The sequence below is a fragment of the Salinivibrio sp. IB574 genome, assembly GCF_001996205.1.
In the GTDB taxonomy this organism is placed as follows: domain Bacteria; phylum Pseudomonadota; class Gammaproteobacteria; order Enterobacterales; family Vibrionaceae; genus Salinivibrio; species Salinivibrio proteolyticus.
Map to the genome: position 1 here is coordinate 31931 of NZ_MUFN01000017.1, position 13111 is coordinate 45041.

The following is a 13111-nucleotide window of genomic DNA, read 5'->3' on the forward strand; positions in this document are numbered from 1 at the left end:
TTCGCGATGGTTCCCGAATCCGGTGGTGACGTTTGGTAACAATTAATGTCAGTCATAGGATTGACTTCACTTCCAGACACTCTAGCATGACATCAGTCATAAACCACAGATGAAGCAATCATGAAAAAATTACTCTCTGTCGCAGCGTTGATGTTTGTCTTCGTTGTTTCAGCGCCTTACGCAGAAGCCAAGCGCTTTGGTGGCGGTAAGTCATTTGGCAAAAGCTTTAAAACCGCCCCCGCCCCTAAGCAAAAAACAACCGATACCAACACCATCAAACAAAGCCCGACCAAAAGCAGCAGTAAAAAAGGCTTGATGGGTGGTTTACTCGGCGGCTTACTCGCCGGTGGTTTGTTGGCGGCCTTTTTTGGTGGTGCCTTTGAGGGTATCCAATTTATGGATATCTTAATCCTTGGTTTAATTGCCTACCTGATTATGAAGTTCTTGCGGGGCATGACACAGGCCAAAGCCAGTGCTCAGGCGCAAGGGCCCGCTTACGCGGGACAAAACAAAGGCTATTATCACGAACAGTCCTCAGCGTTTCGTAACAATGCTACAGACACTAGCGCGACGTCGGGTGGTTTCGGGGAAACACAAACCGATGTTCCCTTTAACTTCCCGCCACAATTCGACATGCAAAGCTTTTTGAGTGGTGCGCGCGAACACTACCGTATTTTGCAAGGCGCTTGGAACCATAACGAACTGGAGAAAATCCAAGAGTACGTGACGCCAGCGCTGTATAACGACTTAGCCGCCGAACGTGCGCGATTAGGCGGAGAGCAACACACCGAAGTGATGTATGTGGATGCTGAGATTGTGCGTGCCGATTACGACAGTCGCACTGCCCAACTGAGTTTGAAATTCACCGGTCGTTACTGTGATCGTGTCGAGGGTGTAGAAGAAGATATCTCGGATATTTGGCATCTGGAGCGTGATTTGACCCAGTCCAATGCACCTTGGTTGATCGTAGGTATTCAAAGCTAAAGCGAGAACACGCGTTTCGCTACAATAACGCTAGCTCATCACTGGGCTGGCGTTTTTTATGTTGCCGCCTCGAGGTAAATTAAATTATCTAACGCTTGCTGGGTACTCTCACCGCACACGTCTTTGTCAGCGCTAAAGGCACTACACACCGCGGGTCGCTCAGGACGACCAAACAGTTTACATAAATTATGCTCGTCGAGTTGGACACATCGTATTCCTGCGGGTTTACCGTCAGGCATACCGGGTATTGGAGAGGAAATACTCGGGGCAATACAACACGCGCCGCAGCCTAAACGGCACGAGAATGTCGGCGTAGTGGGCATAAAACCTCGGTATCGTAGAAAAACGGGCAGGCACTCTATCATTGACGTTGGTTGTCGCCAAGTCGGGAAGGGAAGGTCGCTTGCACTTTACCGCTATGATGGTTATAACAGCGGCGCATTGTCGTTACCGCCACAAAGCGGAAAAATATAAGAGAGTACACATCATGAGCACGCCTTTTTGGCAACAAAAAACCTTGGCGCAAATGAGCGACGAGGAGTGGGAAGCTTTATGTGACGGTTGTGGCCGTTGCTGTTTACATAAGCTGATCGACGAAGAGACCGACGAGCTTTACTACACCAATGTCGCTTGTAGTTTGCTCGATGATAAAACCTGTTCGTGCAAAGATTATCCCAATCGCTTCTCTTATGAAGAGTCATGCCTGAAGCTTACCCGTGATAAGATTGATGAGTTTTATTGGTTGCCGGAAACCTGTGCCTATCGCTTGCTGGCTGAACATAAGCCCTTACCCGAGTGGCACCCGCTGATCACAGGATCAAAGGCGGCGATGCATAAAGCGGGGATCTCGGTAAAAGACAGCGTGGTGTACGAAATCGATGTGATTGATTGGGAAGATCATATCCAATAGCGATTCGATACGTATAGCGCTTAACACGTAGCTCTTTATTCGGCTCCTTATTGTTTGAGTGACAGATACCATGGTTTAACTCACGCAACGAGAGGGACTTTACTTGTCGAGGTTAGCGACTTTTTGCTTTCTTCACATCCAACCGTTCTGCTAAAAAATCGATTAGGACACGCACCCGCCTTGTTAGGTGGCGGTTGTGAGGGTAGAGTGCTGATATCGTTGTTGGTGGGAGTGAATAATCTATCAATACGACCCGTAAATCCCCGCTGTCCACATATTTTCTAAACAGAAAATCCGGACCAAACCCGATCCCCATCCCCTTACACACTCCATCGGTGACTAAGCTGCCATCGTTACAGGTTAGGCTCCCTGAGACTTTTACTGTAATTTGCTCACCATTTGGTAAGCGATAAGGCCAGCCTTTATTAAGTTTAGATTCACCGTAGATAAGACAGTTGTGTTGAATTAAATCCTTTGGCTGTGTTGGGACTCCTCTTGTTTCCAGATAATGGGGAGAGGCGACCGTTTGGAAGGTACAATCAGTAAGCTTGCGTGAAATAAGACTAGAATCCTCTAGCTGACCAACCCTAATAGCGACATCAACTCCCTCTTCAACGAGGTTAGCAACTCGTCCGCTGGCAATCACATCTAGCTCGATATCTGGATATTGGCTTTGAAAATCAAATAGCAACCCGCCAAGCCCTGAGATAATCAAGCTTTGAGGTATGGTGATTCGAACTTTCCCCCTTGGTGAGTTTTGGCTGTCTATCACCTCAGCACGCGCACTTTCGGCCTCTTTTATGATGAGCTTGCAATGGCTGTAAAAGCGGGCTCCTTCGTCAGATAGGCTTAGCTTACGTGTTGTGCGATACAGCAACCGCGAGCCCAGCTCCCTCTCCAGTAGCGTTACTTGCTTGCTAACAAATGATTTGGATAGTGCCAATCGGTCAGCAGCAGCGGTAAAACTCCCCGAATCTACGACCACTGCGAAAGTTTCCATCAGAGTAAGGATATTCACATTTATCGCTCTCAGTAAACAATGAGTTCACATGAATCCTATATATCTTTTCACTGGGAGACAATAACCTGAAAAAAGACGGTCGAAATCAGGCTTTGGGTGTTCATCAAATTTTTAAAGGTGACTTATGACGAAGAAACAACATCATAGTTTTTACTATGGAAAAATTGCGAAGGGACTCCACTGGGGTATGGCGCTGGTGTTATTAGTGCTTATCCTAGTCGGCAGCTACATGACAGGGCTGGAAACGTCGAATCCAACTCGGTTTCAATTGGTGATGCTACACAAATCGTTTGGCGTCATCTTCATGCAGCTGGCAGTGTTTCGGGTTATTTGGCGTCATGTTAGCTCTTACCCTAAATTACCGAACGTTTTGGCTAATTGGGAACGGCGCTTGTCTAAGGGAGTTACATTAGTGCTCTACGCATTGATGCTGATGATCCCCTTAAGCGGCATTGCCATGACTAATTTTTCAGGCTTCTCGATCAGTCTTTTTGGTGTTGTTGAGATCCCACCACTATTTGACAAAGATCTGCCGCTTGCAGGGGTGGCGAAACAAGTTCATGTTATTCTTGTATACGGGTTATTAGTGGCGCTTTTCCTGCATGTTTCAGGAGCACTTAAGCACCGTTTTTTAGATTCCCCTGAAGCCGATTTATTACCTCGAATGCTGCCGATAAAACCGCGATCGTAGAGATGGAACTAGTCCTTCATAGCCGATCTAGCTAAAACTCAATGAAAATCAAGATATCAGTATGTATACACTCAAATTATATCATCACCCTTTGTCAGTATGCTCAATGAAGGTACGACTGGCATTGGAAGAGAAAGGTTTGGACTGGACTGGGCGTGTAATCGACATCCTACGTTCACAGGAACAATTGGATCCCTGGTATCTGGCACTCAACTCTAAAGGCGTCATCCCTACACTTGAGTGGCAAAAGGATACAACGGAAGTGATCACTGACTCTGCTCACATCATTCGATTTATCGCATCGCTTCCGAATGGAAAAAGCTTGCTGCCACAAAGTGATACTAACTACCAATTAATGGATTATTTGCTTGAGCTAGCAGATACCATTGATCTCCAGATTCTTAGCTATGCCCGCCATCCTTCGATGGAAAAATCTGAGAAAATATTAGACAAGCGTATAAAAAAGTCACTGATACTGGCTAAGCAATACCCTGAGTTAAAGCAGATATACTTGGATTGCGCGGCACGTTCTGAGCGCAGTAAGACATTTCGAGTGGATGTGCAACATATCAAGCAGGTTGAGCAGCGTGCACATGCGTCTATTATCTTTGCTGAACAACAATTAGTCGGTAAGTCGTTCCTGCTAGGTGATGAATACTCATTAGCTGATGTGATTTGGACTGTCGTGTTATCAAGGCTTGAGTTGCTAGGTTATTCAGGATGGGTTAATAGTGCTGATTTTCCACTATTGGCTAACTATTACGACCGTATGAAGCAACGCGAGAGTTATAAACAGGCGCAGATTCAAAATCAGTGGTGGGGCTAATAAGCACATTAGTAGTTATACCTAGTCTCATAGACGTGACGTGGTGTAAATATCGCCATGTGGTATAACCCATTGTTTAATTTCTGTTGTTGGGCATAATGATTGCCAACTCGACAGGAGGTGGAATGCAAGAGTATGCACGTCGTTCTAAAGCTGGCTGGGCCCTCGCGGTAGCGATATGGGTTCTGGCAGTGTGCGCCTTGCAAAACCAACTGAGTTGGCAATCAGGTGTGCAAGCCGCTTGCCAAGCATTGAGTATGCAAGACCAAAGTGATGATGCGAGTGCGGTCGGGAAAAAATGTGCCCTGTCTGAGCAGCTGGTTCAGCCTACCGCGTTGACGCTCGATTGGCTTCCCGCGCCACTTTGGTGGCTGATTGTACTACTTGCGGTCATGGCGACGGTGAGCGTATCGATTACCTTACCCACTCACGACCCACCCACCTATCGGCGACGGCACCTTTGTTTTTGTGTGTTCCGAGAATAAAGCGCCTGCTTTTCAAATGGCGTATTTATTCTTAACAAGGAACAGACTTATGAATCGAATCAATGACTATTGGCACACTGTTAAACAAGGTCGCGCTTGGCAAGCTTGGGTCTTGCTGCCGCTATTGTCTTTGTGCTTACTGCTACTCACTCCAACGGCACGAGCCAATGCTCCGGATACCGGCTGGCTCAGAAATTCTGATCATCCGCCGGTGACGGCACGTTTAGCGTTAACTGGGCAAGGGAGTCCAGACACGCTGCGCCTCGATGGGTTACTTTCTATCCGCTTGCAAGGTGATTGGAAAACATACTGGCGCTCGCCCGGCGAAGGGGGCGTGGCTCCCGAATTGATTATCAATGACAGCCAAAACCTGAACCAGATTACTTGGCACTGGCCGGCGCCGAAGCGCTATGAGCAGCTCGGGTTGACCATGCTCGGCTATAAAGGGCAGGTTGCTTTCCCCCTGACATTGAATGTTGAACACTGGCAACAGCCGGTTTCACTGGATGCGACGCTGCGCTTGTCATCGTGTACCAGTGTGTGTGTGATCACTGACTATCCTATCTCGCTCGACTTTACGCCAAGTGCACTAGAGGCCGATGGCGAGCGGATGTATCAGTTTAACCAAGCGATGAGTCAGGTGCCCAAGCCACTCCCAAATGTGACGCTTGATTCTGCGGTTTGGGATGCCAGTAAACAGCAGCTCGCCGTCACCGTGACGGGCAACCAAGCTTGGCAGCAACCTGACCTCCTAGTGGATGGTGAGGCGGTGATTGATGACACCTTTGGGTTGCCGAGTATCCACCGTGATGGCAATACGCTGACCGCGACCTTTGATGTAACCAATTGGATTGAAACCCCCAATCTTACCGACAAGCCGATTCAGGTTACCGTCATGGATAAACAGCTACTCGCCGAGCATAGCATCACGGTACGAGCAGGCCATGTGGTTGCACACGCGGGACTTTCTATTTGGGTGATTGGCGGGATTGCACTCTTGGGCGGTTTGATCCTGAATGTGATGCCTTGTGTACTCCCCGTTCTGGGACTCAAACTCAACAGCATTGTTGCGAACCCTAACGCCACTCGTGGCGTCATTCGTGGCCAGTTTTTGGCCTCAGCAGCTGGGATACTCGTCTCCTTCTGGGCGATTGCTGGATTACTGATGGCGCTCAAGCTAACAGGACAAGCGGTGGGTTGGGGCATCCAGTTCCAAAGTCCGATCTTTATCGGGGTCATGACGCTGGTGATTTGGCTCTTTGCCCTGAGCTTATTCGACGTGCTGCGTATTGATTTACCCTCAAGCTGGCAGACGTGGCTAGCAACACGCGGGGGTCACACCCACAGTGGTCACTTTGTGCAAGGCGTGTTTGCGACCTTACTGGCCACACCGTGTTCGGCCCCTTTCCTTGGCACGGCTGTGGCGTACGCACTGGGCGGCTCTTTGACGGCACTATGGCTGATTTTTACCGCGCTGGCGATTGGTATGGCGCTGCCGTGGCTGTTGGTCGCCGCTTTCCCAGGGCTGACTCGCGCATTGCCAAAACCCGGCCCGTGGATGAACCACGTCAAACGGGTCTTTGCGCTATTGCTGGCTGGCACCACAGTGTGGCTATTCTGGTTATGGATGCCTTATCTTGGCGTCTTAGGTGCAATAGCAGTGGGAACACTGTTGCTAGTTGCTACTGTGTGGCTGACATATCGGACCCTTGGTAAGCAGGCAGCAATTAAAGGCTCGGCTGGGTTGCTGGTTATTATTGTGCTTGGGTTGATAGGAGCGTCCTTGACCGCGCAGCAGTGGGCAACGCCCCTCAATCCTGAACCAGATTGGGTAAGCCTTGATGAAGCGGCAATCACGCGCGCCGTCGAACAAGGACAAGTGGTGTTTGTCGATGTGACCGCCGATTGGTGTATTACTTGCCATGCCAACAAAGTAGGGGTGATGCTACAGTCGCCCGTCTATGATGCGATTACCGCGCCGAATGTAGTGACGATGCAAGGTGATTGGACCCGTCCGAGTGATACCGTGACGCAGTATTTGCAAAAGCACCAGCGCTATGGCGTGCCGTTCAATATTGTCTATGGTCCGGGTGCACCTGATGGGATCGCATTGCCGGTGATTTTGACCGATAACGCGGTGATGGCCGCGATTGAGCAGGCGAAAACACCATGACGGCCAATCAAACGAAACTGTCATGGCGTCAGCGGGTCAAACGTGGTGCGCGTGATCTGTGCTGGCTCATCGTGTTTGTGTTGATATCGAGCACTGCTGTCGATTGGTGGCGAAGCCGTGATATCGATACCAGTCAGGTACCGGTGACGTCGATGCGTTTGCTGGATGGTCGCCAACAAGATTTGGTTGCTATGTCGCAACAAGAGCCGGTGCTGGTCTATGTGTGGGCAAGTTGGTGCGGGGTATGCCGTTTTGTGACTCCCTCGGTAGATTGGCTAAGTGGTCATGCGCAAGTGGTCTCGATCGCGTTACGCTCGGGCTCGGATAAACATGTGGCCGGATACCTTGCTCATCATGGTTATGATTTTCCTGTGGTGAACGATCAAAGCGGGGCGCTTTCTAATGCCTTTTCAGTGAAAGTAACGCCCACCGTGATGGTGATCGAACAAGGAAAAATTACTTCAATTACAACCGGATTCACCACGCCCCTTGGCCTATGGTTGAGACTGTTGTAATGCATTTATATCAATAAAAAGGAAACCCAATGTCCTTCACTCGTTATATCGCGCCATGTGTTGCGCTCATGATGCTAGCCATGCCTACTAGCGCCAAGAATTTAAGCGATACACAGCAAGCGCAACTGGATGAAATTGTTAGCTTGTTGGAAGATAACCCCAAGCTAATTGCCAACCTTAATCAGAGTTTGCAGAAGTTTGTTGAGCAGCAGCAGACGTTTAAGCAGAACCTTGCCAAACGTCGCGACTGGTTTGAGTCTAAGACCCACAGCTGGATTGGCGCTGAAAATCCAACCGTCACTGTGGTGAACTTTATGGACTACAACTGCCCGTACTGTAAAAAGTTGGAAGATGAACTGCAAAAACTGGTGGCCGCGCATGATGATGTCAAAGTCATCAATATTGCCGTGCCACTTAAACAACAAACCATTGATGAGCTGGGCACCAACTCTGCGGTATATGCCATGAATGTATGGCTAGAACAGCCAGAAGCTTTTGCACAAGTTCATGAGTTGCTGATGAAAAAGCGTGGTATGCATGATGCGCGCTCGCTAGAGAAAATCGCCAAGAAAACCAAGACCGAGCAATGGCTAAAAATGCCAGAAGAAACAGGAAAAGCGGTGGCGGATAACTACCGAGCCTTTGTTGAGCTGGGGCTGCGTGGCACGCCAGCGATGATCATTGGCGATCAAGTCGCGCCGGGCTATTTACCTTATCCGCAGCTAGAGGCCATGGTTGAGGCAGCGAAGGCTGAGGGCTAGGTCTGTACCACTAATGCTAACAGTATGAAAGCCAGTCATATTTTGACTGGCTTTTTTTGTTAGCTGCGCTTTGCGGCAAAAGCTGGCAAAATAGCGCGCCTTACTGGTAAAGGTCATGGCATGAGTCAAACATATCCATCTGCCCCTCGCGTGGTTTTAGGCCCAATGGAAGGGGTACTCGATCCCTTAATGAGAAACCTGCTCACGGAGATTAATCATTACAGTCTCTGTGTGACGGAATTTGTGCGTGTGGTCGATCAGCGTTTACCCGAGAAGGTCTTTTATCGCTTGTGCCCTGAATTGCATCAAGGAGGCGTCACCGCCGCCGGCACGCCGGTGCGTGTGCAGCTGTTGGGACAAGATCCGGTGTCGATGGCGCGCAATGCCGTCCGAGCCATTGAGCTTGGCTCCCACGGGATAGATATTAATTTTGGCTGTCCGTCAAAAACGGTGAATGGCAACCGAGGTGGTGCGGCCTTGCTCAAGACCCCAGAGCATATGTTTGATGTGGTGAAAGCGGTACGCGATGCGGTGGACTCAGCCCATGTGGTGAGTGCCAAAATTCGTCTTGGCTACAACGATTTGGATGACTACCCGGAGATTGCTGATGCGGTATACCAAGCTGGTGCCTCTGAGCTTGTTGTCCACGGGCGAACTAAGCGTGATGGCTACAAAGCGGGTACCATTCGTTGGGATTTGATCGCAGAGATAAATCAACAACTGCCTATTCCTGTCACCGCGAATGGCGATATTTGGCACCGAGAGGATGCGCTACGCTGCCAAGCCATCACGGGGTGCGACACCTTAATGGTTTGTCGTGGTGCCCTGAACATGCCCAACCTTGGCGCCCACATTCGAGACAATGTTGCACCAATGGCGTGGACAGACGTGCTTACGTTATTGGTACGCTATACCGAACTCGAGCTACAAGGTGATAAGGGCCAGTATTTCCCGAACCGAATAAAACAGTGGTTCAAATATTTACGTCAGTACTATCCGCAAGCAGAGGCTTGTTTTAAAGCGATTCGTGTGCTCAATCGCGCTGATGAGATAGTGCGTGAGCTGGATAACGCTCGCCTCGCTGACGCGACTCAACAGATACGGGAGACAGAATGTCAACACTAATCACGCTTTCTTCTGAATGGGAAGGCATGCCAGCCAGCTTTGTAGAAGGTGCCCTGCTGGCCGCCAATATCTGTCCCGCACCGCTATCACCGGACACATGGTTATCGGTATTGATGACGGCAGGCCTTGATGAAGACGATGTCCATTTACCTGACGCCGATAAAAAGACGATCCTTGCGCATCTTGACGTGCAGTATCACGCCCTCATGCGCAACGACTATGAGTTGCCAGACGCGTTGATGCTGTCGTTACGTAGCGAACCGGCTCAAGCGTTTGCCGAAGGTTTTCTTGCGGTATGGCCTTATGTTGAGCCGCATTGGCAAGAGGCTACCGTCGGCGATGGAAGTCGCCGCATGTTATCTGCACTGGTGACCTCGATGCTGTTGCTGCATGACGAGGCGGGGACGCTGGCGCAAATGAAAGAAGTTGGCTTAGATATTGAGCCCGGTCGCTACATCGACCAATTGGACCTAATGATCCAAGAGGTCGCCAAAGCTGCAGATGAAGTGCAGCAAGGCAGCCATGGCGCCCATCAAATTAACCCGTTTAAGTCGGTAGGGCGCAACGATCCTTGTCCGTGTGGCAGTGGCACCAAGTTTAAAAAGTGTTGTGGGCGATAAGCGATTGCAGGAGAGAACGATGACGCAAGTAAACACGCAAGCGGCGATTCGTGTGGTCGCCGGTGTGATTGGGCAAGCAAACCAAGTGCTTGTTGCTCAGCGCCACCCAGACAAGGCCTACATTAGCTGGTGGGAATTTCCGGGGGGTAAAGTAGAAGCGGATGAAAGCGATCAACAAGCCCTCGCGCGTGAGCTAAAAGAAGAGCTGGGAGTGACGGTAGCCGTCGGCGCGCCGATTGTCGAAACAGAATATGACTACGGTGATAAGCGCATTTTGTTGTGTAGCTATTGGTGCACCCTCGCCAAGGGAGAGCCTGAAGCCCTGAGTCATCAGGCCATTCACTGGAGCGAACCAAACCGACTCGATCCCGCGGTATTTAGTGCAGCGGATAGACCTTTACTAGCTAAGCTACAAGCCGATACGCAAATCGTCTGCGAAGCCTAAGTGGCTGCAGATGCGCCGCCCTCGATTTGGAGGCGGCGCGTCAAGGTTACTAAGAAAAGATACGGCGCGGTGGTCGGCCAATAAATTGGGCGATGATGACTAACCCCCACACTACCAGCATTGCCGAGAAAATACCTACCAACCATTGTGGCATCGAAAAGCCAAGCCATTGCCATACCACCTTGCTGCAATCACCATAAGCTTCAAATACCTGTGGAAGCCATTGATTGAGTGGGGCCCAAGCCGGGAAGTTCACCGCGACATCACACGTCGGGCCGAACAGTTGATTCGGATCCGGAAATTGGTAACTGACATGCTCAAGTGCCAGTTTTAGCCCCCAGGCAGCGGTCACCCCATAGCCGAGTAACCCCAAGGTGCGTAATGCAGCATTTTGCGGCGCAATCACGCCAACCAGTGCGGCTGCTCCCACGCCAAACAGTGCAACCCGTTCATAAATACACATCACACAAGGCGCGAGTGATTGGTGATATTGGAAATACAGCGCTGTAGCCTCAAGACCGACAACACTCACGAGCAACAGCAGCCAAGAAAAACGACTGCGAGAAAACTGGTTTAAGGCGCGCCACATAACTCAAATTACTCCTGATACAAAAGAAGGCCCTAAACAGGGCCTTGCTATTCAATCGTTTGTTGAGCCTAAGGTCAATGGTAGAAGTGCGTTAGTGCGCACTCGGTAAGGCTTGTTGGGTCATATGAATGGTTTCAGAAATCCATCCTTGATGTAGCATCCATTCAGTGGCCGGCACCAAGAAAAACTCGATCCCCACCACGCCGAGTAGGCCCATTACGATGGTGTAAGGCAATGCCATATAGACCATGCGTCCGTAGGAGAGGCGAAGTAACGGTGCCAATGTGGAGGTGAGCAAAAACAAGAAGGCGGCTTGACCATTCGGAGTGGCGACCGAAGGCAGGTTTGTCCCAGTATTAATGGCGACGGCCAGCATGTCGAATTGTTCACGGTCGATAACGCCGTTAATAAGCGCGGATTTCACTTCATTAATGTACACAGTGCCGACGAAGACATTATCAGACACCATCGACAGCAACCCGTTCGCGATATAGAACATGGTGAGCTGCATATGGCCCTCCAACGACAGGACGAGATCGATCACAGGCGCAAATAAGTGTTGGTCGATAATCACGGCGACTACCGAGAAGAACACCGCCAACAGCGCGGTAAAGGGCAGTGCCTCTTCAAATGCTTTGCCGATGTGGTGTTCATCGATCACCCCGGTAAATGCGGTTGCCAAGATGATAATGCTGAGACCAATCAAGCCGACTGCGGCTAAATGAAGGGCAAGGGCGGCAATCAACCAAACGGCGATCAACGCTTGAACCACCAGTTTAGCCACATCTTGTGGCGTGCGTTTGGCGCGTTGTGCTTTATCGTATTCCACCAGAATCTTAAGGACGTTATCTGGAAGCTGTGCGCCGTATCCGAATAGACGTAACTTTTCCACCAACACACAGGTGAGGAGGCCTGCGACAAAGACCGGCAGGGTCACTGGTGCCATCCGCAGAATAAACTCACCAAAATGCCAGCCAGCTTGATCGGCAATAATCAGGTTCTGAGGTTCACCTACCATGGTCATGACGCCACCGAGCGCGGTACCCACGCCCGCATGCATCAGTAGGCTGCGCAAGAAGGCGCGATAATTTTCCAGATCGTTGCGACTGAGATCATCACTCAGGCTCTCATCTGTAGTGTGGTCATGCGCGGCGCCAAATTCTTTTCCTGAGGCAACGCGGTGATAAATCGAGTAAAAGCCCACGGCGACACTAATGACCACGGCAATCACGGTGAGGGCATCCAAAAAGGCGGATAGCGTCGCCGCCGCGACACAAAACGCGAGAGAGAGTGCAATTTTGGAACGGATTCCCAATAAGATTTTGGTGAAAATATACAGCAACAGCTGCTTCATAAAGTAAATCCCTGCCACCATAAAGACCAGTAGCAGCAAGACTTCAACATTGGCAACCAATTCATGCTTTACTTGCGCGGGGCTTGTCATACCGATAGCGACGGCCTCAATCGCAAGCAGACCGCCCGGTTGCAGAGGATAGCATTTTAGCGCCATGGCTAAGGTGAAAATGAATTCGACCACCAGTAGCCAGCCGGCAATGAAGGGGTCAATCGAGAATACAATTGGGTTGATAATTAAAAAGGCGACAATGGCCAGTTTGTACCAATCTGGCGCTTTACCGAGAAAGTTCTTCAAAAACGCGGTTCTGAGTGTCATGGTCTTAGCCATAGTGAAAGTCTCATGGTTATGTATGCATCGTACAGGCGGCGCATGGCGAGAAAACACACGTACACAGAAACCATAGCAGCCCGTTTGAGAGAGCGATGGATCCAGTACGAGGAGCGGGTCACTGTACAAATTCGGTGTTCGGCAATGGCGAGCAGCGTAGGCGGTTGGTCGCAACTGCATGACGGATGTGCGCTATTTTGCCTTAGACATACTTTGTTACATCTTGTATGACATAATTTTGCGAATTATGCCCAGATTTTCATTGATCTGGTACAAAAATCT

General features: G+C 50.0%; 15 protein-coding genes. 11 read left to right on the forward strand and 4 right to left on the reverse strand.

Annotation, left to right across the window (positions count from 1 at the left end):
• The first annotated feature begins 120 nt into the window (after window positions 1–120).
• Window positions 121–984: a TIM44-like domain-containing protein gene (locus BZJ17_RS09960; protein ID WP_077640598.1), complete on the forward strand. Its 864-nt coding sequence runs from the start codon at window positions 121–123 to the stop codon at window positions 982–984.
• Between the two features lie 56 nt (window positions 985–1040).
• Here BZJ17_RS09960 and BZJ17_RS09965 read toward each other — a convergent pair whose 3' ends face one another.
• Window positions 1041–1307, reverse strand: a complete 267-nt coding sequence (locus BZJ17_RS09965; RefSeq protein ID WP_077640599.1) for a YkgJ family cysteine cluster protein — start codon at window positions 1305–1307, stop codon at window positions 1041–1043.
• Between the two features lie 164 nt (window positions 1308–1471).
• Here BZJ17_RS09965 and BZJ17_RS09970 point away from each other — a divergent pair, with 164 nt between their 5' ends.
• Window positions 1472–1894: a YcgN family cysteine cluster protein gene (locus BZJ17_RS09970; protein WP_077640600.1), complete on the forward strand. Its 423-nt coding sequence runs from the start codon at window positions 1472–1474 to the stop codon at window positions 1892–1894.
• 112 nt (window positions 1895–2006) lie between these two features.
• Here the strand turns inward: BZJ17_RS09970 and BZJ17_RS09975 are convergent, their stop codons facing one another.
• On the reverse strand, window positions 2007–2912 hold the full coding sequence (locus BZJ17_RS09975; protein WP_077606911.1) for a LysR family transcriptional regulator: 906 nt from the start codon (window positions 2910–2912) through the stop codon (window positions 2007–2009).
• Between the two features lie 127 nt (window positions 2913–3039).
• On the opposite strand from BZJ17_RS09975, the gene BZJ17_RS09980 reads away from it, so the two are divergent.
• The 9 genes from BZJ17_RS09980 (at window position 3040) to BZJ17_RS10020 (ending at window position 10556) form a co-directional block, all read left to right on the forward strand.
• Entirely contained in the window at window positions 3040–3606 is a 567-nt protein-coding gene (locus tag BZJ17_RS09980; RefSeq protein WP_077640601.1) for a cytochrome b, read from the forward strand.
• A gap of 61 nt (window positions 3607–3667) precedes the next feature.
• Complete coding sequence (locus BZJ17_RS09985; RefSeq protein WP_077640602.1) at window positions 3668–4432, forward strand: glutathione S-transferase family protein; 765 nt, start codon at window positions 3668–3670, stop codon at window positions 4430–4432.
• A gap of 125 nt (window positions 4433–4557) precedes the next feature.
• On the forward strand, window positions 4558–4917 hold the full coding sequence (locus tag BZJ17_RS09990; RefSeq protein WP_077455709.1) for a hypothetical protein: 360 nt from the start codon (window positions 4558–4560) through the stop codon (window positions 4915–4917).
• A 49-nt stretch (window positions 4918–4966) separates the two neighbouring features.
• Window positions 4967–7090, forward strand: coding sequence for a protein-disulfide reductase DsbD domain-containing protein (locus tag BZJ17_RS09995; protein WP_077640603.1), 2124 nt, complete (start codon window positions 4967–4969; stop codon window positions 7088–7090).
• Window positions 7087–7605, forward strand: coding sequence for a protein disulfide oxidoreductase (locus BZJ17_RS10000; protein ID WP_074212211.1), 519 nt, complete (start codon window positions 7087–7089; stop codon window positions 7603–7605). The genes BZJ17_RS09995 and BZJ17_RS10000 overlap by 4 nt, the downstream gene beginning before the upstream one ends.
• 29 nt (window positions 7606–7634) lie before the next feature.
• Complete coding sequence (locus BZJ17_RS10005) at window positions 7635–8366, forward strand: DsbA family protein (protein ID WP_077640604.1); 732 nt, start codon at window positions 7635–7637, stop codon at window positions 8364–8366.
• Between the two features lie 120 nt (window positions 8367–8486).
• A complete protein-coding gene (gene dusC, locus BZJ17_RS10010; protein ID WP_077640605.1) occupies window positions 8487–9491 on the forward strand; it encodes a tRNA dihydrouridine(16) synthase DusC in 1005 nt (334 codons plus the stop codon).
• On the forward strand, window positions 9479–10111 hold the full coding sequence (locus BZJ17_RS10015) for an SEC-C metal-binding domain-containing protein (protein ID WP_077640606.1): 633 nt from the start codon (window positions 9479–9481) through the stop codon (window positions 10109–10111). Before dusC ends, BZJ17_RS10015 begins: the two co-directional genes overlap by 13 nt.
• A 19-nt stretch (window positions 10112–10130) precedes the next feature.
• Window positions 10131–10556 (forward strand): (deoxy)nucleoside triphosphate pyrophosphohydrolase, encoded by a 426-nt coding sequence (locus BZJ17_RS10020; RefSeq protein WP_077455714.1) that lies wholly within the window; start codon window positions 10131–10133, stop codon window positions 10554–10556.
• A gap of 49 nt (window positions 10557–10605) precedes the next feature.
• Here the strand turns inward: BZJ17_RS10020 and dsbB are convergent, their stop codons facing one another.
• The gene (gene dsbB / locus BZJ17_RS10025; protein ID WP_077640607.1) at window positions 10606–11145 is read right to left on the reverse strand and encodes a disulfide bond formation protein DsbB; all 540 of its coding nucleotides are present in this window, start codon (window positions 11143–11145) and stop codon (window positions 10606–10608) included.
• 91 nt (window positions 11146–11236) lie between these two features.
• Window positions 11237–12817 (reverse strand): Na(+)/H(+) antiporter NhaB, encoded by a 1581-nt coding sequence (gene nhaB / locus BZJ17_RS10030; RefSeq protein ID WP_077640619.1) that lies wholly within the window; start codon window positions 12815–12817, stop codon window positions 11237–11239.
• Window positions 12818–13111 lie beyond the last annotated feature (294 nt).